Consider the following 21200-nt stretch of genomic DNA (forward strand, 5'->3'; position numbering starts at 1 on the left):
GTTGCTGATTCTTCCTGCCCGAACACCGGGCATCAGAGTCGCACAACAACTGGACCACTACGAGGGGCTCACCTCACCCGATCGAAAATTCCACCTGCGTCGCGGCCGGGAAGCGCGGGTCGGGGTCGGGGTGACCGCTAGCGCACTTCCGCCACTGGAATGTCGATGCGGACAGGCTTGCTTGCGCCTCTGCAATTGTGGGAAAGACGACAACGGTCTGCTCGATCAATCCGTCGATAGTGGTCCCGTCTTTGCCGAGCGTCTGGTCGCGGATCGCTTGGTAGCCGGTGTCGGCATACACCTGTCGTTCGGCGCCGAAGATGACGCCGGCGCAGTCGGGCGGATCGATCGCGAATGCGTTGTCCGACATACCTAACGAAGAGGCGAGGACTTCCAGGTGTCCGTCGGGTGAATAGCCGCGGAAGTGGTCGCTGGTCATATTCGCGATCTCCGACGGCTTGAGCAAGACGGTGTCGATATCTGATGCTGCGAACACCGGTGGAGGTGGTGGAGGAGTCGGGGCGGTAATGACTGGGGCAATCGTTGTGGTGGCGGAAGCTATCGAACGGCTGCTGGGGGCGGAGCTGTCGTGTCTTGTCCACGGGTGCCAGGCGAGGGCGGCTCCCACGGCGCTGGAAAGAGCCGTTGCTGTGCCTGCGGCTACCAGTAAGCCTCTCCGGGATCGCGCGCCAGGGGCGTTCGACTTGTCAGGATGTGCAATTACTGGCGCGGGTGTGTTCGGCGGTGTTCGGCGCGCTGTAGAAACTGGCCGAGCACGTGTCGCGCGCACAGTGTCCGGCGGTGCGGATATCTGTTCTGCCAGAGCGTGAGCAAACTCGGTGCATCGGGCAAACCGCTCGCCAGGATCCTTCGCGAGGGCTGATGCCAGCACCTCATCGAGGGCGGCCAGTTCGGGCCGGGTGTCGGCGATTGAAGGCGGCGCGGAGTTGAGGTGACGACCGATGACGACAGCTGGATTCGAATGCGGGAACAGGTGAGAACCGCTCAGCAGGTGGTAGGCGGTGGCGGCCAGTGCATACTGGTCGGCGCGACCTGTGATTTCTTCGCCAATAAGTTGTTCGGGCGCGGAGTAGGCTACCGTGCCGACGGTCATATTGGTCGCGGTAAGACCACTGATTTCGTCGATGGTGCGGGCGATCCCGAAGTCGGTCAGCAAGATTCGCTGCTCAGCAGTGTCGTCTGCGTCGGCGAGCATGATGTTCCCCGGCTTGACATCGCGGTGCAGTAGGCCCCGTTTGTGGGCATAGTCCAATGCACTTGCCACTGAGGTGACGATCCTTAAGACTTCATCGACTGGCATCCCTGACGGGTGCGATTCGGCAAGCTTTCGGCCGGCATCGAGTCCGTCCACGAAGTCCATGGAGATCCATAGTTGGCCTTCAGATTCGCCTCGGTCATGCACACCCACGATGTGCGGATGCCACAGGGTCGACGCCAGGTCGGCCTCTCGCGCGAAACGCAGGCGAAATTCTCTGTCTCCAGAGATGCTGCTCGGCAGTATTTTCAGGGCATCACGGCGTGGGAGTCGAGGATGTTCAGCCAGGAGACCTCACCCATGCCACCGGAGCCCAAGAGGCGCACAATCTTGAAGCCAGCGAATACCTCACCGCTGTGCAACGGCATCGCCGACTCCCCTGACGTTGCAAATCTGCCCGAGTTGGCGAGCCGGCGAGTTCATCGGGCATACCCGAACTGCTCCAACCGCCGCTGCGCCACGGCGATCTCATCGGTGCTGAACAACTCCGCGAACTTAGGCTCCACCACGACGGCTTCCACGGTGAGGTCCATCCGTCCGCGTTCCCACAGTGCGGCGAAGCCGTCGGATACCGCGGGCGCCGCCAGCAACTTGTGCGCGGTTGCCAGCGGACCGAGCTCGGCGATCATGCTGCGGAAATAGTTAGCGTGTACGCCGACTTCGGCAAGCGCACGCCGGTACAAGTCGACCATCCGGCTGGCGAACTCCCGCTGCACCTCGTCGCTATCCCCCGCGGCCTCAGGGCTTTCGGTCACCTCGGCCTGCTCCCCGGCGGCATCGACACTCTCTTTGTCCACAAAACCGCGGAGGGCATCGACCGAGGTGAACACCATGTAGCCGAGTTCCTCAAGCCGAGGAAGATCAGCGTCATCGGGGTCGAGCTCAAGAACGACGGGAGCGCCGACGCCTGTCTGCAATCCGTCAGGCCAGAACGCCTCGGCCACCGCCAATGGAACCCCGCTGGCCGGATCGGCGATCTCAGCGTCGACGGTGGGCGTGGCGAACCCTCGCTCGGTCAGCTCGGCGATCGCAGCCTGTACCTGCTGGGCGCGCGGGTCATCCACGACTTCGTCGGCGACCTGTAATGGCTCCAAGGCTGCGCCTTCGGGTGCGCTTTCTGCGCTGAGCAGGCTCGCGAGAAACCGTTGTGCGGATTCGGCCAGCAGCTCGCGGCGGGCGGCGAGGAAATCGTGGTAACGCTCGACCTGCCACAGCTCGGGGTGGGCGGGAATCCACTGTGACTCAAGGACCCCTGGGTGCTTGGCGGCAACCTCGGGCAGGTACTCAGCCGGGTCGCGCATCCCGATCGCAATGTTGGTTGCCTGGGTGAGGAAGCAGAAGTTCGCCAGTGCGTTGATGTCGCCACGGTCATAGCCATGCTTGCGCAGCAGCGCCTTCGGAAAAATGTGATGCACTTGAAGGGACGTCAGCTTGCCCAGTAACTCGGCGCGCAGCTCCAGTCCGCTGCCGAAGTCGCGGGCGCCATCGACACGGGTCAGCAGGTACAGCAGGGGGTAGAAGCGTGCCCCGCGGGTCGCGCCTGCGAAGTCGTCGGGTCCGACAGTCAGTTGGCCGCCCCGGGCGCGCTCCAATGTCGCGATCAGGGCATCGATCCCGCCGCGCTCGGCCGTTTCGTAATCCTGCTGCAGCACGGTCTCAGTGGAGCCGCTGAACCGGCCCCACAAGGCAGAGTGGACATACCAGTAGAGCACCTTGTCTCGGTGCGTGCTGTCCGCGAACCGCCCGCCGTTGAGGTGAAGCAGTCGCGTGATCACCGGGGCGGCGTAGCGGCCCATGAGGACCCGATCATGGTCGAGTCCCAGGCGGCCGGACACGGCATCGAGAAAGGTGCCGACGTGGTTGACCGAATTCTGGAGCGCGACTTCGAATTCGTCGGCACCTACCGTCCCGAGTGAGGAGAACAGCGCACGGCCGGTGGCCACCGCAGTCGCGTTGCGCAGCAACCAGTCCAACGAGAACTTGAAACCCGCAGCGCGCCAGCGCTCTAAGTTTTCACGCAGCTCCTTGCGGGCATCGGGCCACTCGGCGCAGAGCTTGGCCAGAGCGAGGTCACCCTTGGTGAGTTTGGTTCCACCAGAGTTGACCTTGTTGAAGATATCGACCACTTCGTCGACGGTCTTGCTTGAGCCAGTGATCTTCTCCTGATTGAAGTCCCGGTTCTCGATCTCTTTGATCCGGTTGAGCCGTTCCAGGTAGGTGTTGAGCACATCGCGTTCGACGTCGGGAAATGCGGTGAGGTATTCGAACGGGCCCTTTCGGAACAGCTCGGTCACGTTCACCCAGGTCGGGTCATCGGCCATCTTCATCGGTGCGTAGAACTCGAACGTCTCGGTTGCGACGTTGAAGTGCAACCCGGTGAACGCGTTCGCGTCACCCTCGAAGAACGGTGGCGGCGTGCCGCGGATCACCCCGTACATCGAAGTGACGCGTTGCTGGCCGTCGAGCAGCAGCTGCCGGGTGCCGCTGCCGCCGGCCGCGCCTCGCACTGTGATGTCCTCGGAGGTGGTCTCCCACATCAGCAGACCACCGACCGGGTAGCCGCGGTACAGCGAGCGCATCAAACCGCGGACCTGGTCGCGGTTCCACACGTAGCCGCGTTGGAACTCAGGCAACAGCACGGCGCCGGAGTCGATTTCGTCCAGCAATGTCGACAGACGGGTCATGCTGTCTCCTGTGTCAGTTCGTTGATAGTGCGGTCAGAAAAGGGCTGGGCTCGCCATGCCAGGTGATGACGAGTTCCTCGCGGGCCCGGGTGCAGGCCACGAACAGCAGGCAGCGCTCCCGCTCCAGATCCTGGGTGTGGGTCTGCCGGTCGTCCTCGATCGCGGTGACGGCGTTGGGTTCGGGTACCTGTTTGGCGCTGACTCCGGCAACACAGACGCAGCGGAACTCCAGGCCCTTCATCCGGTGCATGGTCCCCACGCGCACCGCGTCGTCATCGGACTCGGAGGCTTCGGCCAGCCGCACCGATGCGACGCTCGCGGAGGCCAGCGCCTTCTCGATCTGGGTGGCGAACCATTTGGCGCGTACCGCGATTCCGATCTCGTTGGGTGCGACTCCAGCAGCGAGCCAGTTGGACACGACGGCAGCAACAAGAGCGGCCTCGGCGCCTGCGTCGGCGGCGCCCTCAAGCCGCGGCGGTGGACCGTGCACGTGAGACTGGCACCCGGCGATCGACTCCAGTCCGCCGTCCATGTCATCGATCGGCTGGCCGCGCAGCAATCCCATGCTCCAACCGAGAATCTCCGCCGTGGTGCGGTAGTTGAGGTTGAGTCGCGTCGAGCGGCCCGCGATGTTGATGCCGACCTCGCGAAAGCTGACCCTATTGTGGTAGATCCGCTGGTGCGTGTCGCCGGCGATGAAGATGTCGTCGGGTGCCTCGGGCACGGCGGCACGGAGCAGCCGCCACTGGTCGGGGCTGAGATCCTGCGCCTCATCGACGATGATGTGGCGATATGGCTTGTTGGCGGTGGTTTCCAACAGTCGAGTAGCCTCTCGGCGCACAGTCTCATGCGTCCACAACCCGCGGTCGGTCAGGGCGCGCTCGAACTCGTAGATCGCCTGCCAGGCCTGTGCCCGCTGGACCGATCCCAGCCCCCGACCGCGTCCAGTTCGTTTGGCCGCCATGTAAGCCTCAGCGGTGTCGATACGCTGCGCCAGCACCACCTGCCGCCACTCCTCGGCCAGGAACACCGGGGTGAAGCTCAACCCGAGGCTGTCGATGAGCTCCGCCCACAACGCGTCCTCATCACCGGACTCAAGCAGATGCGGGGCTCCGTGCGCGGACCGAAACACCCGGTGCGCCAGCTTGTCGATGTGGATGACCTCTAAGCGCCGTTCGGCGGCGTCGTCATCGACCAGCATGTCCAGACCGTCTTGCAGACTTTCAGACAGGGTGGAGGTGAATGTGGTGACCAGAACCTTGCCCTCGCCGCGTTGCGCAAGCCGGTGTGCGCGGTGCAGGGCCACGACGGTCTTGCCGGTGCCGGGACCACCAGTGACCCGGGCCGGTCCCCCGTAGGCGGCATCGACGACAGCGCGCTGGGTGGGGTGGAGGTACACCCGCCAGGTGGCGAACGGGTAGGCGAAGACATCCATCAGCTCATCCGGGCCCTCGACCAGCATGACCCGATCGTGGCTGCGCAGGATCGCGGCGTCGAGATCCTCGGTGTCGACCGGTTCGTCGAGGATCACCGCGCCCAGTTCCGCCCATACCTCTTCGGGGGTGTAGCCGGCGGCCAGCCCGAACAGCACTTCCCACTGGGTTTGTGGCAGAAATGCCTTCGCCGCGTCAAGCTGGGCGGCGTCGGTGACGGTGCGGGCGAACGAGAGCACCTGTGCGTCGATGCCGAGTTTGGTCAGTGTGCCGTCGCTGATGTCGGCGAACAGGGGGGCCGCCCCGGTGGATGCCGGCTCGGGCTGATGGGGAATATGCCGGTCGAGTTCGGCTTCGTCACGGATCTCGATGCCACCGGTGGCGGCGTTGACCGAGAGCTTAGTGCGCTGTGCCCAGTCATAGGCGTCGTCGTGGGGGAGAACCTTCAGCAACGTGTAGACGTCGCCGCGCTCGGGTGCCAGCACGATGCCCCGCCAAAACTGGTCAATGCGAATGGACCGGAAGCGCGGGTTGCGGGCCTTGGCGATCTTTTCCAGGTGCAGCCCGGTGTGGGTGGCGGAGTCGAACTCATCGAAGACCTCGGTGACGCGTTTGAAGACTGGCTTCTCCAGCTTGGCCAGGTCGTTCAGGAACCCCTTGTCGATGGCGAGTGTGGGCATGGCTTCCTTGGTATCTCATTGAGCGCGGTGCGATGTTGAGCGGAAACAGCTGGGCTTCGAGCGGATCGATCCGATGCCTTCCTTCGGCGGCGCCGAGCAGTCGAGTTGCGCGCGCGTCTCCGGCTGGAATGCATCCACGCCGTTGCTGGGGTGTTCCGGCTCACGGTCGAAACGCCTCCTGTCCGAGGGCTTTACCTGCGGCGCGGTCGTTGTCACGTTGAGCGGTGTGCCCACTCGGGGTCCTCGGCGTATCACAATTCTCATCAATGCTCACGCCTGCGACCTGTGGAAATTGTTGCCAGCCTGTTCATCTTGTGCGGCCCAGACATCCAATGCTGGTCGATCTGCTGCACGAACTCCGGTCGGACAATCTTTGCGCGACGCTGCTGGCAGTCGGACCCAACCGTTCGGGCGACGACACCCTCCATCTGTTCATGCCCCACCCTGCTCTGAGTCATAAGCCTCATCAGACCATCGAGGTCGAAACGACCGGCTCCGAGGAAGGGGACGGTGTATAAGCCCAGGTCGTCCGCGAGTGCGTCACGCATGTCGGGCTCCCAGAACAACCTCGTAGCCCGGTCGTAGACGTCGAACACCAGGAACCAGTCGGGCAGCTTGTCGTAGTGCACGCTGTGCTCGACCGTGCACCATTCACCGAAGACGATCAGCTCGTCACTGAGCCCGTCCATGAACCGTTGCTGCCGCGGCGCTATCCACGTCGCAAGGCCCCGGAAGTGGCGCCCGCCAGGCTGAACATAACTGCCTCGCGCCTGAAACCGCAGCCCGTCGCTGCCGATTGAGATGCCGAGGTTCTGGCCGTCGACCTTCTCGTCAACGTGCAACGGCTGAGCCAAGAACTCCGCACGTTCGGTATCGGTGAGGACTTTGTCGCCGCGGACATCGACTCCCGGCGGGCGAACCAGGTACGGGGTCGACGGAAATCGGGCGAACTCGGTCATGGCGCATCCCGCCCAAACTTCACGCGGTAGGCGGCTCGGATCGAGGGTTCGTGGACGTACTCGACGCGCACACCGTGGCGGCCCAGGACCGCACCCCAGTCGAGCCACTTGGTGTCGGAGGCCTGGACCACCGGAGCGCCGGCGACCTTGGCAGCTGCCACGAACTTTCGATCGGACGGATCGATCTCATCGTGGTCGCCGCCCAGCACGCCATAGGTGTTGGTGTCGGGTTCCCCAGGATCGATGTCTGGGCGCATTGAGTCGTCCCAGTGATATCGGTTCTCGAACACGTAGCGGGCGAATGCATCCCCCAGACTGGGCTGACCGCTTCGACTCAATTTGTGGAAGTACTCTTCAACGATCTCACCTGCCAGGTCGGTGACGACGGGAAATTTGCCTTCGATGATATCTTCGAGCATCACTTCGCAGGCGTCGACGAGTTCTGCAGGGTGGTCGGCCGGAAGTTTGCTGACCAAAGGCACATTCGTGTCGATCACCTTCGTCATCGCGGTCCGGCACTTCGACGAACTCGGGCACTTCGGGATTGCGCGATGATGTCCGCTGCGGGGTCGCCGAAGAAATGTTCCGGCCAGTTGTGCACGTTGCCGTACTCATCGACATCCAGCGCGTCGATGGTCGACCCACCTTTTCCGGGATTCACCACATAGCACCGCACATCCGCGGGATCGACCTCCTCTTCGGCGACCCTTCGCAACAGGCGCCGGAGCAGGTGTTCGGAGTGGGATTCGATGATGAACTGGGTCTCGCGCGGCGAGCTGTTCTCGCGCGCCGAGATAGCGGCGATGAACAGATCCGCGAGACCGGCCTGAACGGCGGGATGCAGGTGGATCTCAGGCTGCTCCATGACAACGGTCGAGCCCGGAGCGGAGTAAAACGCCTCCACGACCACTGGCAGGACTTGGGAGACGCCGAATCCGACATCCGTCAGCAGGACTTCCTGCCTGCTGCGCGGGCTGGTCACGCGCACTTCGTACTCGTCGCGCCCTGCCCCGATCTGCGCGACCGAGAACTTGTCGATGACGCCGAGATCGCGAAGCCATTTCGCAACAAGAACCTGCAGGGGCTGCAATTTATGCTTCGCCGCGAAGTTGAACTTCCGTGTGCGGCCGGCCAGGAGGGCTTCGATGGAGTGCTCACCGCGCCAGCCGACATGGCCGACTTCCTCGCCGGACCATCGATACAACCGGTTCGGCTTCTCGCGCAGTGGCCCCAGATAGGTGATTGCGCGCAGTTGTTCTTCCAGCGCCAGCGTCAGGTCGGCGGCGAAATCCAGGTATTGGTAGCGGGTCGGCAGGTCGTCGGGGAAGGCGTGGAACTGAGAGGGCGCCGACACCGGCCATTTACGGCCCATCGTGCGCACCAGTTCGATTCCCTCGGCGCGGATTTCATACTCGCCCTTGCTGTTCCGCGCACTGCCCAGCCGCAGGACATTCGGGACGTCGGCGCCGAGGCGATACTCGTAGCTGTCGACTCGCAACCGTGGTGGCGTGTCGGCCGTCGCGCTGATCGCCGCTCTGAAACCCAGGTCGCGACCGCTGAATCGCCTGTTGTTGCGCGCGTAGTCGACCCGAAGCTGGCTTCTTCGGCGCCAGTCAAGTTCAAACTCAAGGGGAAGCTCGGTACCAGAGCTGCGCAGCAGGCCCGAATAGCTGCCCAGGTCGACGGGTGTCCGGTCATCGCCGGTGTGCAGGACGCGCCGGCGGTCGGGGGATTCGATCGTCTGCCGAAGCATCAGGAGGAACTGATGCAGGCTCGACTTTCCGGCCGAGTTGGCGCCGAACAGAATGGTCAAAGGCGCAAGTTCGACATCGCCGGTGTCTGCCCACGCCTTAAAGTTCTTCAGCCGCAGCCTGGTGAGCACCGGTCCCCCTTTCTGTTGCGGGCACCCGAGGGCAACCTTACTGGCGGTGTGGAGTCATGTCTGCCGTCCTCGACGGGCGCCTGCATGCGCCATCCCCTCACTTCTGATGCCGCGGCCCGTGGCCGGCAGGAACGTCCGCCAGCGGCTTCCAGTCGGTGCCGCCGTTTGCGATGGCGGCGGCCATACGGTCGTAGGCCTCGAGGACGAGGCGGCGGGTGCGGTACTCGCCGAAGTCGCGTTCCTCGTATTTGCGGACGACGAAGAAGGAGTCGAGGACGTGCTCAGCCTCGTCGCGGCAAAGGCCGTAGATGTGCAGGAAGGCGGCGTCGAGGTCGGCGCGCAGCAGTGCGCGGCGTTCGGGGTCCCAACGGAACGGCGGTCCATTATCGCCGAGGTCTTGGGCGTAGGGCTGCAATCGCCAAGAGGTGTAGGAGAGTTCGAGGACGTAGGGGAGGAGCCAGTCGGTGAGGGTGGCGGCGGGGTGCCACGGCGCGGGACGAACGAAGTATTCCGGTGCGGGGCACGCCAGCTGCTTGGTGGTGAAGTACTTCATGTGGGTTCCGCTGAGCTTCTGGCGGCTCACATAGTCAAAGACAGAGCTTGACCAAACTGCATGGAGCAGGGGACCATTTGCCGAACTTTGGGGCAGCGCGAGGAGGCAAGGGTCGCCGGCCGCTGCCTTGGGAAACACCGATGGAACGAAGGTCCGAGAATCGCTGGCGCGGGCGATATCTCGCCAACCCAGCAGCCATTTACGGTCCCAACGCTCGCTGAGCACCGTGTCGATGTCGGATCGCTTCACCCAATACCGTGCCAGCGGCTCCAGATTCGGGTCGTCGTGCTGCTCGTCGGACAACCTGGGCAGCGTGCCGACGTTCAACTGCGCCTGGGTCGCGTCTTTGTAGGTGGAGAACCGGTGATCGAAGTGGCTGAGCATCTTCGCTTCGTACAGCGGGACGTATTCAGTGCCGTCCCGCTCGTAGGACCACCCGTTGAAGCCGGCGTAGGCGAGCTCATCTGCGGTGCGGAAGAGTCCGGCGTCGGACGCCATGTTGAACAGGCCCTGGCTGAACGATAGGCACCACGGATTGCCGTCGGCGTCGTCGTCGCGGATCAGGACAGGATGGCGGGAATAGATGCCGAGGGTGATGTCGGCATCGGCACGGCTGCGGAACATCGGCAGTGTTCCGGTGTTGGGGTTGAGCGCGAGCACCTCGTCAGCGGTGAGCTCGAACCGTTTTTCCGGGACGTCGGAGACATGCCGGTTGAGGAAGGCGAACTTGGTGCGCTCTGCCGGGCGTCGGGTGCCGGTCATGGTCGTGACCGCGAACCGGTAGGCGTGGTGGACGTCTCGGAAGATCTTCGCCTCGTTGTCGAAGTCGTAGAACGCGTAGAGCCGCCGATTGCTCAGGGTGTCTTTGAAGAATTCCGACGTCGTCTTGTCGGTGGCCAGCCCGGTGGGGGTGATGATGCCGGCCGCACCGTGGGAACTGGTGGCGGTGCGCATGTTCTCGGCGAACACGCTGTAGGTGTTGATCTTGCCTTGCGCGGTCAGTGGGAAGCGGCCGCCGCGTACGAGGTGGTTGGTGGCGTCGGATTGACGGCGTGCGGCTTGATAGAGCTGGAACAGGTCGGGTTCGGAGTCCTCCAGCTTGGCGATCATCTTCTTGCGGGCGGCAGCGTTAGGCGCCTTCTCGATATCGGTGCGGCCCATGTTGCCGAAGAACTGCTTGTCCTCGAGCTGCAGTGTCTCCCACGGAGGATTGCCGACCACACACGAGAATCCGCCACTCCAACCCGTTGCAGCTTCGGCGCTGCCATCCTCCGGAACGGTGAAGATGCCGGGGAACTCCAGATGCCAATGGAAGAACCGGTATTGGCGCGCCAGGTGATCGATCAGGTCGATGACGTTGTCCGGCACCGAGTCCGGGTTCTCCGACAGTGCGCGCAAAGTGGCATGCGTGATACCCGGCCCCGAGGTGGTTGCCCCCGTCTTGGGCTGGACGAACCCCGCGCACCAGGCGTCAGCCACCCGTTTGGCGGCGATCAGCTCCGGGTCTTCTTCCAGGCGACGCCAAGCGTCGGCGCGGGCTCGCATCGCCGCGACCGACGCGGCGTGCCCGGCGTCGGCGTCGAGCGCGGCCTTGGTCAATCGTCCAGTCGCCACGTCCAGGGTGTCTGGCCCCAATGCCAGGCTGAGTTGATCGTCGGATAGGCGTTCGGCTTTGTTGCGGGCCTTGAGCTTCTTGGTCCAGTCGGGGTCGTCATCACCGAGCACGGCGAAGGCGGTGTCCGGGATGTTGTGGCGCAGCAGTTCTGGGGTGGTGCCCAGGAGGGCATTGCCGACCCGAAAGTGTGCGTCGAGGAAGGGGAACGGCCGGTCAGGGTCGAACGCTTCGAGCCAGAGCGCGACTTTGGTGATCTCGATGGCGAGATCGTTGAGGTCCACCCCGTACACGCAGCGCTCGATGACGTCGGCGGTGGCCGCGCGCAGCTCGGCTGGGCTCGGTTCGGTCTCCCCGGTGCGCACTGTGGCCAGTGCGGCGGCGATGCGCCGGGCCGCGGCGACCACGAAATGCCCGCTGCCGCAGGCCGGGTCGACCACGGTCAGGTCCAGCAGCGCCTGCTGCGGGTCGGGGCCACCAACGGCCTCGGCGATCAGCGGGTCAAGGGCTTCGTCGAGGACCAGCGCGATCAGCGCGGAGGGAGTGTAGTAGGAGCCGGACTTCTTGCGGTCGCTGCCGGTCGCGGTGTCCAGGGTGAAGGTGCGGTCGTCGGCGTGGTATCGCGGAGTGTAGGCCAGCAGGCCCTCGTACATGCCACCGAGTTCCTCGCTGTCGAGGTTGCGGTAGTCGACGCGGCGGGGTGCTCCGGTGACCGGGTCATTGATCTGTGCGAGGGCGCGGACCGCGGCCAACAGGTTGCGGTTGGGCAGCACCGCGCCGTCGAGCACGGCCAGGGCGTCGCGGCTGAATATGCTCGCGCCCAGCCCGGGCAGCCCGAGCTGCGGCAGCCCGTCGCCTGCCAGCGCGTCGGTGACGATCCGGTGGGCTTCCCAGAGGTCGGTGTGCCAGCCACCGATCGGCTGGTCGGCCAGGCGGCGCAGCCGGGCGGTGGAGAAGTAGTCGGCGTAGAGCCGGCGGGCCGCCGCTGAGGCGTCGGCGGGATGCAGCAGATCGCGGTCCTCGACGACGAACAGCACGATCAGCCGGTAGGCAATGTTCAGCAGCGCGCGATGCAGATCCTTGTCGGCATTTGCCGCGACGGCCAGGGTGTCGCGCAGTGTGGTGTTGGCGGGGTGGGAGACGAATCCGGTGCCCAACTCCTGCAGGGCGACTGCCACGCCGTCGCGCAGGTTCAGCAGGGCGCGGGCGCCGTCATCGATGGCGGTGGTGCGCCACCGTTCCAATAGGCAGTTGTCCAGTTTGGGTGAAGCCTGATCCAGGTCGGCGTCCGCGTCGTCACTGTCGTTATCGGCTTCGGCGGCGGCCTTTTTGGCTGCTTTGGCGGCCTTCTCGTCGAGCTGCGGGGCGAACCGACTGGCGTGCAGGGTCAAGAAGAGCACCCGGAAGTCGGCGTAGAGCTGGTCGGTGAAGATCGCATCCAGGTCGAACTCGACGAACGACTGCCGAGTCAGCGTGGAGGCGTCTCGCAGCAGCCGCAGCACTCGCCCATTGGACAGCACCCCCCACAGGGCGCGGTCCTCACGGTTGAGGTAGTCCTGCAGCATGGCTTGGGGGGCGCGGGCGGTCACCGACGGGGTCTTGGTGTCCAGTTCGACGCCGGCGCCGAGCAGGTGCAGTGGGGCCCACGCGGCCGGGGCGGCGGCATCAGGCCACGACAACCGATGGGAAATCGGGAAATGCGGGGCATCGGTCTCACCCAGGCCCGGCGGAACCGCCAGCCCGCCGCTGATGGCCTCGGGGCGGCCCCATCCCAGTTCGTAGAGCAGCGGCAGCAGCCAGCGTTCGCGGGTGAGTTTGGTGGCGGGGTCGCCTGCGGGCAATCTCTCCAGTGCGGCTCGCCATTTGGCGTGGGCGCCCAGCATGGCTTCCCAAGCGCGGGCGATGGCGGCGTTGATGGCCATACCCGGCGGCAGCTGGTATGCCTCGGCGGTTTGACCGGGCAACCGCAGCTCGTTGGCCCGAGGGATCGCCTCGGAGGGCAGGGCGGTGCCGACGCTACGGATCGCGCGGAACACCGATGCGGTGGTCATGTGGAACTCCCGTCGGGCAGAAAGACATACACACCGAGAACGTCGGCGGGCGGTAGGAACTTCACCCGGGGGGTTCTGCCGCCGGCTTTGGCGGCGGTACGCACTGCCTGGTGCTCAGTCACCAACGCTGCAGCGGCATCGGCGCCGGTGGTGGCGAGCTGTGCGGCCAGGGCGGGCAGCCGGTCAAGGGCGCGGCCCAATTGGGCTCGGGCCAGGACGTCATCGACATTGCCAGACGGGCTCAATGTCAGCAATGCGTCCACCTCGGACTGCGGCAGCCAGGTCAGCGTGTCCCCGCTGCCGGTGAATGCGACGAAGCGGGCCTCTTCGGCGACCTGGGTGACGGTGGTAGCCGTGCCGGGCAGGGTGATCTCCAACCGGTGACGCACCATCAGCAAGGTGGTCACCTTGCGGACCCCGTCGGTGCGCATCACGCCGGCGCGCCGCGCCGGCCGGGCCGCAGCATCCAACCGGGCATCCAGGGCTGCGTCCAGCACGTAGCGCGACAGGGCCTCCACGCACGTGTCAGTGCGGGCCAATACGTGGTGGCCCGGCGGCATCGGCAGGGACCGGTGGAAGGTCAGCGTCGCAGCTTTGGTGGGTGGCAGCTGGTCACGCACCGCGGCGGGCAGGGTGTCGATACGAGTGGTGAACCCGTCGGCAGTGTCGCTGACGGCCGCCCCCAACAGCGACAGCGCAGTGCGGGTGAACGACTCCACGTCGGCCGGCCCGCCCAGGGCCCGGCGCACTTCGGTCAGTGCCTGGGCGACGGTGTCGGGCTTGAGCCCGGCCTGCCGGAACCGTGACCGGGACGCCTTCTCGCGTTCGGCGGCATCCGACCAGGCGACCTCAACCTGCTCCGCCAGGGAGGCCGAGGTGGCTGTTGCGAAGTCCAGGGTGAGCTGTTCGGCGTCTTTGCCGCGCAGCAACAGCGACTCCCAGATCGCCTTCATCACGGTGGCTGAGTCGACGGGGATCGGCACCGACACCCCGATGCTGCGCTTGATGTTTTCGTGGCGGCGGATCAACACCTGGAGCACGATGCCGTCGATGCCGTTGTCTTCCCCGTAATAGGTGACGGTGCGCACCACCGGGGCCTGTTGGCCGAACCGGTCGACGCGGCCCTCCCGCTGTTCGTGGCGGGTCGGGTTCCAGGCCAGGTCGTAATGCACGACGGCGCTGAAACCGTCCTGCAGGTTGACGCCCTCCGACAGGCAGTCGGTGGCGATCAGGAGCCGCGGACCGTCGTGTGCGGTCAGCGCGGCGACCCGTTCTTCGCGCTCCTCCGGCGGCAACGTTCCACTGACTACCTCCATCCTCAGCCCGGGAACCCTGGCCAGGGCAGCGCCGAGGTGCTCGCCCAGATACTCGGCGGTTGGAATGAAGCGGCAGAACACGATCGGGTGAAACCCGTCGGAGATGAGGTCCTTGATAAGTGGGATGGCCCGCTTGAGTTTGGCGTCGTGGCGCGGTCCCCGCAACGCTGCCGCCGCTGCGGCCAACTCTCGCAGCCGCTTTCGGGCTCCGGTGTCGGGGCTGTCGCTGGTGGCTGTGGTGTCGGCGCCTACGGTGATGTCTTCGGCCTCGGTCGCGTCATCGAGATCGGAGTCCAGCACGCGTGGTTCGGCGTAGGCGTCAATGACCGCCTCATCGGTGTCGTCTGCGGTGGCCGCCACCGCGGAGCGGTTGAGCAGGGTCTGCTCGGCGGCGGCTGGGCTGGAGGCCAGGCAGCGCAGCAGTGCGATCGCAGACCACCAGCGGACTCGCTGGCGCACTGCGGACAGCTTGGGGTCGGTGACCTGTTCGCGGACGTAATCCATCACGTCGTCGAACAGCGCACGGTAGCCGGCGGTGAGTTTGTAGGCGGTCTCGCCGGTTTCCCGCTGCGGGAATGGGGTGTCCTCGTCGAGGTATTCACGGATATCGGCGCGGCGGCGCTGGATCATATATTGCGCCAGCAGCTTCCGGTCCTCTTCGCGGTCCTTGCCGGACAGGTCCGTCGGCAGGTCACCCAAACGATTGTCGAGCAGCCCGATCAGGGATTGCCAGGCGGTGTCGTCTCCGCTGTGCGGGGTCGCGGTCAGCAGCAGCAGGTGGCGGTCATGGTCGTCGGCAAGCTTGCGCAGCAGTGTGTAGCGCAGATGTGCTTGGCTGCCGCCGCCCGTTCCGGCCGAGGCCACACAGGTGTGAGCTTCGTCGACGATCACCAATTCCGGACAGTTCAGGGCGAATTCGTCGCGGCGGGTCTTCTGTTTGATGAAGTCGGTGGAGATCACCAGGTGCGGATAGTGCTGGTAGAGATTCGAGCCGAAGGGGACATTGCGGGACAGTCGGTTGACCGTTGACGGCAACAACAGCTGAGCATCGATACCGAACTTATGCAGCAGTTCGCTCTGCCACTGTGGGGCCAGTTGGGGTGAACACAGCACCACCAGCCGTTGTGCGTCACCGGTGGCCAACAGCTCCGCGGCGATCAATCCGGCCTCCACCGTCTTGCCGATCCCGACCCCGTCGGCGATCAGCAGCCGCACCGTGTTCTGGCGGGCCGCCATCAGCAGCGGCACCAGTTGATAGTTGCGCGGCGTGACCGCTAGCCGGGCGAACGAGCGGAACGGACCGCCGCCCGCATGGAACGACAGGCGTAGCGCGTCTCGCAGCAGGCGGGCCCGGGTGGCGTCGCCGCGGTCCTCGACACTGGGCGGGTCGAACGTCGCCGCGGCGAACTCGTCGATACCGGGCAGCAGCACGGTCGTCTCGTCTTCGTGACCGCCGAGGGGGCGGACCAGCAGTGCCCCCTCGGGGGATCCCGGCAGGACCAGCCAGTCCCGGCCGCGAGCGGTGACCAAAGCGCCGGCGGGGTAGTCGAGGACTGTCATCAGATCGCTTTCGGGGGGCCGAAGATGTCGCTCTTTTCTGCGAAGGTCTTGAGCCATCCTGCGTCGGCATCTTGGTAGCCGAACCGCAGCACCAACCAACCGGCTTCGTCTTCGAGTTTCATCCGTGCCTGCTCGTCCTTCTCGTGTTGGTAGGCGGAATCGTGGACGGGGCCGTCGATGAAGACCGCCACGTCCATTCCGCCGGTGTGATAGGCGAAATCTGGCCGCACGTAATACCCGTCGACGATCTGCTGCGCATCGTCCGGCAGTCGGTAGCCATGTTCGTCGAGCAGTGCGAGGAACCTGCGCTCCAGTTCGCTGTCACAGGCTTGTGTGAGATTCGTCAGGTGCTCGGAGCGCTCCTGGCCCCCGGCGCCGACGGCGATAGTCGCCGTGGTGAGCTGCTGGAGTAGCTCGGTGACGCAGTGCCGGTCTAGGCGTTGGTGATCCCACTGGTTGGCATACGACAACAGACAGTCATAGCAGGCCTGCGCGCAGTCCTCGGTGGCGTGTGGTGCGCGTTTGCGATCTTCGCCGGTGTCGGGATCGAAGTGCAGGATCTCCAAGGCTTTTCGGGCCACCGCGCGTAGCTGGCCGTCCTCGGTGGCCAGCCGGCGCAGGACACCGGCACCGCCCTCGGCGGCCTCGAAGAACAACAGTCGAGACCAGGCATGATCCCCGGTATTACTCGGCAGGGCCTCGGTGGCCAGTTCGCTGTCCTCAAGTTGGTACACGGTCTCGATGCCGCGTTTGAGGGCGTACGCGGCGGCCATGCGTTGCTCGGTTGGGATCGACGGATCCAGATGCAGCAGCAGCGCGTTTCGGTGGTCCTCGACATGCGGGATCACCCGCTGATAACGCGGTGCCTCTCCGTGCACGTTCTTGGCCAGATCGGCTTCGCTGCACCAGCGGCCATCCACGGTGTCGAGCACGTGGCCGCGGACATCTTTGTCCTTGCGGCGCCGCAGGCCTACGTTCATCCGCCGGATCAGTGCGGTGTCTCCATAGGTGATTGTGCCCAGGAGGTTGCTGCCTGCACTGATCGTGCTGGTGAGCTGTCCGGCGCGCTCGCCGTGCGGCACGAACCGGATGGAGGTGAGGATCTCATGCCCGGCGCGCTGCCGCTCCTCCTCGTCGGCGCTGATCCGGTCACGGCGACGGGTCTTGACCGACAGAAGTCGCATCAGGTTGGGCATTGTGTCCAGGGTCGGACTGGCGCAGTGCTGGCAGACGTCCACCGTGGTCGAGTCGTGGAGATAGCCGCAGGCTCCACAGCGCTTGATTTCGGTGATGGCGACTCCGGTGCCGTCCTCGCGGGCGGGCAGGCCGACGCGGGTCACCTCGTAGCGGGCGCCCTCGTGGTAAATGAAGGCGCCTGGTCCGAACTCGCTGATCGCGATGAACCGTGGACGCTGGATGAAGTCACCCTCCCCGTTGCGGGTACGCCGCTCGGCGGGGATGAACGCCGACAGCGGCAGCCGCGGGAACGAATAGCCGGGCAGGAACCCTTCCGAGGCGAAGTAGCGGTAGGTGTAGAAATCGCCTTGCATGATGTCGTCGACCTGGCCTTTGAGCAGGTCGAGCGCGGCGCGGGCTTCCGAGATCCGGCCGCGGGCACGCTGTTTGGATGCCTCGGAGGCGCCGATGGTCTTCAGTGTGGTGTTGGCGCTGTCCAGTTCGGTCTGCGCGTCGCGATACAGGCCGCGCCAACGGTCGGCGGCACTGTTGAATCGCATGGCGGCACGCTCGACGGTCTCGGTTACCCAGCTCGGCGACCACCAGGGGGCGGTGGTGACCTCGGTTGCGGCGGACAGGATCTGCGTGATTGCCTCCGTGGCTGCGGCGCGGCTGGCCGTGGACTCGATGGTCGCAAGCACCTCAGGGCGTAGCGGCAGACCGGGCTGGTCGATGTCGAGCAGGTCGACCATGCTGACCTTGAGGTCGAGCCCGCAGGTGACCAACCAGATGGCATGCGCGTGGGCGCGTACGAGATCTTGGTTGCCCAATTCCAGCCGGGGTGGGGCGACAGCGCCGGCGACCATGTCCTGGCTGCGCCGAAAGTAGTAGGCGTCGTGAGCGTTTCCGGTGGCGCAGTAGGTCAGGGCGATCGCCGGTTGCCCTGACCGCCCAGCCCGGCCGGACCGTTGAGCGTAGTTGGCCGGGGTGGGCGGCACGTTACGCATCCCGACCACATTGAGGCTGTTGATGTCGACGCCGAGTTCCATGGTGGGCGAGCAGTACAGCACCGGAAGGCGGGCAGCGCCGAAGTCGTCCTCGCGTCTCTGACGTTTGGCCGCCTCCACCTGGGCGGTGTGCTCGCGGGCCTCTAATCCAATCAATGCCTGCGCGGTTCCGGCGTACAGGTCGCGGAAGTAGGGGTTGACCCGGCCTTGAGCCCGGTTGCCGCGTAGGGGATCGGGTGCACGGTGCTCACCGGTCCCTGGATGCCATTCGATGAGGTCGGCGCGGACCCGGTAGCCGGTCGGACGCTTCGGGACCTTGACGCGCGCCAGGATTCCGGCGGTGGCCAGTGTCTCCATCAGCGCTTCGATGATCAACTGGGCATCGTCGGTCTTGATCTCATGCGGATGTCCCGGGAAGCGGTTGGGGCGCCGCAGCCAGCGTCCGTAGGCGCCCAGCCCGGACAGGTAGAGGTCTGCCCCCGTTCCCGCCGTCTTCGGTCGGCTGCCCGGATAGGCGGTCCCGCTGTAGGTGCCATTCTCCTCGGAGATCGCCCATGGATCTTTCAGCCACTCTCGGCTGGTGCGGCGCATTGCGTCGAATTTCTCTTCGGTGAGGAATTCGGTCTCTATGCACAGATTCCGGCGGAGCTCGTCGAGCAAGACATGCATCAGGTCGTGGCGAGTCTGCGGGTCGGCGCTCGCCAGCGGCTCGCCGCGGTTCGACCACTTCGAATCGTCGGAGGCCAGTGCGGCCAGACCGTCGTAGGCCAACCGTAATTGGCCCGTCTGTTCCAAGTTGGGCATGGTGATGCGCCACCCGCGCTTGAGGTCGGCCCACAATCGGTAGGTCACCACGGCCCGCAGGGCACGGGCAATCTTCTTGCGCGGGACCGGTTCCTCGGCCGTCTCCTCATCGCGGGCGAAGAACTTCAAGGCGGTGCCACCGAGTGCGGCGACCACCTCGGGTCCGAGGTCCTCGTCAGTGAGGGGACCCGCGTGGTCGCGGGCGGCGCGATACAGCGCCGAGCGAATCAGCGCGACCAGCACGAAGTCGTTGAAATGACCGGCCTGCAGGCTGGCGTCCTGCCGATTGTCGCTGAAGGCCAGAAATTTCCGGGCGACGTCATCGAGGTCGGTTTCCTGGCGCAGGGTGCGGACCACCGACTGCGACAACACGGTGACCGCGCTGGCACGTCCCTCAGTGCCCAGGCTGGCGACTCGGGAGAACTCCGACTGGCGGGCACTTTCGTAGCTGGTCTTGCATGACGGGCAGAAGTGTAGGCGTTCGAAGAAAGCGACCGGCATGCCGTCGTCGGTGATTGTGCCGTACTCATCAACCCGCAGCGACGCGGGCAGCTTCGATTCTCGCGCTTTGTCGAGGACCCGGCCCGACCCGGTGTCGACCACCCAGTCGTCGGGCACCAGGTTGAGCAGGGCCGGGTCCCGGACATCGGGCCACGGCGCCTCGGTGATGTACAGCAGTCCCTGGGCATCGGGCTCTTCGGCGAGATCCGAGCGGAGGCTGCGTGGGCTGAAGTTCTCACCGCCGCGCTCCAGATTGACCACCAGGAAGTCCTGGCCGCACTCTCGGCAGAAGGCCAGCGGGAACAGCGGCTGTCCAAGCGGGCGTCCCGGTGCACTGCGCTGATACTGCGTAGTCAGGTATCGGGTGCCGGGCGGTTCCAACGTGGTGTAGACCGTGTCGCCCTTACCGATGAACTGGTGCAGTTTGAAGGCGAACAGGGTGCGGCCGCTGCTGTCGCGGGCCTGCGATCCGGCGAGCAGCAGCTCCTGCAGCTTCGTGTGGCAGACCTGGTGGTCGACACCGGTGTCGGCGCTCAGGATTTTGGCGGCGTCGGTGAGTTTGGAAGGCGGGCGGCGGGCGAGGTTGCCTTCGTCGTCCTTTTGTAGGCCGAAGTGATGTTCGGTCCAGACCGCCAACGGATCGGCCTGCAGTTGTTCCCAGGTTGATGGCGTGGGCAGACTGAGCCTGCTGTGCAGGGCGGCCGGTGCGGCCTCCCCGGTGGTCGCTCGGCGCAGGGTCTCACCGACGATGTTGGCGGCGGGGATCTGTACGCCGAATATGCGGGTGGCCAACTCGGCGACCTGCTGACGTTGCTCGGCCTTGGTGCCGGGCCCGGCGAGTGTCGCACTGGTCCCGATGCACTGGACGGCGGCATGGGCGACCGCGCCACGCAGCCGACGGATCAGCATCGCTACATCCGCGCCTTGGCGGCCCCGATACGTATGCAACTCGTCGAGTACCAGAAAAGACAGATTCTCTGCGCTGGCGATCAACGCCTGACGCTCCCTCGGGCGAGTCAGCATCAGCTCGAGCATGACGTAGTTGGTCAGCAGGATGTCGGGCGGAGACTCCAGTGTCGCCTCGCGCTCCTCCCGGCCTTCCTGCCCGGTGTAGCGGGCGAAGGTGACCTTGGGGTTGGTCTTGCCGAGGAACTTTTCCAACTCATTGAACTGGCTGTTGGCAAGAGCGTTCATCGGGTAGACGATGATGGCGCGTACGCCCTTGCCCGAGCCCTCCCGCAGCACCCGGTCAACGATCGGCACTATGTAGGACATCGATTTGCCCGAGCCGGTGCCGGTGGTCAGGACATACGATTCTCCGCGGTTGGCGATGTCGAAGGCGTCGGCTTGGTGACGATGGAAGGTGATCTCGCGGCCGACGGGATCCTGTTCGGTTCGCGCACGAAAGATGTTTGCAGCCTCGGCGTGCAGTACCTCTTGCTTGACCAGGTCGCTGACTGTGCCACCTGACTCGAATGCCGGGTTAAGTGCCAGCCAAGGCTCCGGCCAGAGCAGCCCACCGTCGATCTCCGACTCGACCTTGGCGCGGATCGTGTCGTCCTTGATCTCCAAAAAGCCGGAGACGAAACCTTGGTAGTCCTCCAGTACCTCGCGCAGAACGCCGAACGCGTCCATGCCACCTCCTGTCAGCGCACCTGACACGCGATGGAGCCGACCATACTGGCATGGACCGACAAGTGGGACGC

Annotated in this window: 10 protein-coding genes; all 10 read right to left on the reverse strand. The window is 65.3% G+C overall.

Annotated features, from left to right (window positions below):
• Nucleotides 1-73: 73 nt before the first annotated feature.
• A complete protein-coding gene (locus tag AWC02_RS23025) occupies nucleotides 74-1564 on the reverse strand; it encodes a serine/threonine-protein kinase PknH/PknJ (RefSeq protein ID WP_419179243.1) in 1491 nt (496 codons plus the stop codon).
• A 131-nt stretch (nucleotides 1565-1695) separates the two neighbouring features.
• A complete protein-coding gene (locus AWC02_RS11200) occupies nucleotides 1696-3960 on the reverse strand; it encodes a GmrSD restriction endonuclease domain-containing protein (protein ID WP_085128849.1) in 2265 nt (754 codons plus the stop codon).
• Nucleotides 3961-3973: 13 nt separating this feature from the next.
• Nucleotides 3974-6073: a UvrD-helicase domain-containing protein gene (locus tag AWC02_RS11205; RefSeq protein ID WP_085128850.1), complete on the reverse strand. Its 2100-nt coding sequence runs from the start codon at nucleotides 6071-6073 to the stop codon at nucleotides 3974-3976.
• Nucleotides 6074-6088: 15 nt separating this feature from the next.
• Nucleotides 6089-6307, reverse strand: a complete 219-nt coding sequence (locus tag AWC02_RS21640) for a hypothetical protein (RefSeq protein ID WP_133055629.1) — start codon at nucleotides 6305-6307, stop codon at nucleotides 6089-6091.
• 29 nt (nucleotides 6308-6336) lie between these two features.
• A complete protein-coding gene (locus AWC02_RS11210; RefSeq protein WP_085128851.1) occupies nucleotides 6337-7032 on the reverse strand; it encodes an RNA ligase family protein in 696 nt (231 codons plus the stop codon).
• On the reverse strand, nucleotides 7029-7538 hold the full coding sequence (locus tag AWC02_RS11215; RefSeq protein WP_085128852.1) for a PIN domain-containing protein: 510 nt from the start codon (nucleotides 7536-7538) through the stop codon (nucleotides 7029-7031). The genes AWC02_RS11210 and AWC02_RS11215 overlap by 4 nt, the downstream gene beginning before the upstream one ends.
• Nucleotides 7535-8914 (reverse strand): AAA family ATPase, encoded by a 1380-nt coding sequence (locus AWC02_RS11220; RefSeq protein WP_085128853.1) that lies wholly within the window; start codon nucleotides 8912-8914, stop codon nucleotides 7535-7537. Before AWC02_RS11220 ends, AWC02_RS11215 begins: the two co-directional genes overlap by 4 nt.
• A 97-nt stretch (nucleotides 8915-9011) precedes the next feature.
• Nucleotides 9012-13130 (reverse strand): Eco57I restriction-modification methylase domain-containing protein, encoded by a 4119-nt coding sequence (locus tag AWC02_RS11225; RefSeq protein WP_085128854.1) that lies wholly within the window; start codon nucleotides 13128-13130, stop codon nucleotides 9012-9014.
• On the reverse strand, nucleotides 13127-16006 hold the full coding sequence (locus AWC02_RS11230) for a helicase-related protein (protein ID WP_085128855.1): 2880 nt from the start codon (nucleotides 16004-16006) through the stop codon (nucleotides 13127-13129). Before AWC02_RS11230 ends, AWC02_RS11225 begins: the two co-directional genes overlap by 4 nt.
• Nucleotides 16006-21129: a DEAD/DEAH box helicase gene (locus AWC02_RS11235; RefSeq protein ID WP_085128856.1), complete on the reverse strand. Its 5124-nt coding sequence runs from the start codon at nucleotides 21127-21129 to the stop codon at nucleotides 16006-16008. Before AWC02_RS11235 ends, AWC02_RS11230 begins: the two co-directional genes overlap by 1 nt.
• Between the last annotated feature and the right edge of the window lie 71 nt (nucleotides 21130-21200).

The sequence above is a fragment of the Mycolicibacter engbaekii genome (assembly GCF_002101585.1).
Lineage (GTDB): Bacteria > Actinomycetota > Actinomycetes > Mycobacteriales > Mycobacteriaceae > Mycobacterium > Mycobacterium engbaekii.

Excerpts from the sequence above, each read along its gene's own strand:
- AWC02_RS11200 (WP_085128849.1), bottom strand. The coding sequence starts at position 3,960 with ATGACCCGTCTGTCGACATTGCTGGACGAAATCGACTCCGGCGCCGTG.
- AWC02_RS11205 (WP_085128850.1), bottom strand. The coding sequence starts at position 6,073 with ATGCCCACACTCGCCATCGACAAGGGGTTCCTGAACGACCTGGCCAAG.
- AWC02_RS11210 (WP_085128851.1), bottom strand. The coding sequence starts at position 7,032 with ATGACCGAGTTCGCCCGATTTCCGTCGACCCCGTACCTGGTTCGCCCG.
- AWC02_RS11215 (WP_085128852.1), bottom strand. The coding sequence starts at position 7,538 with ATGACGAAGGTGATCGACACGAATGTGCCTTTGGTCAGCAAACTTCCG.
- AWC02_RS11225 (WP_085128854.1), bottom strand. The coding sequence starts at position 13,130 with ATGACCACCGCATCGGTGTTCCGCGCGATCCGTAGCGTCGGCACCGCC.
- AWC02_RS11230 (WP_085128855.1), bottom strand. The coding sequence starts at position 16,006 with ATGACAGTCCTCGACTACCCCGCCGGCGCTTTGGTCACCGCTCGCGGC.
- AWC02_RS11235 (WP_085128856.1), bottom strand. The coding sequence starts at position 21,129 with ATGGACGCGTTCGGCGTTCTGCGCGAGGTACTGGAGGACTACCAAGGT.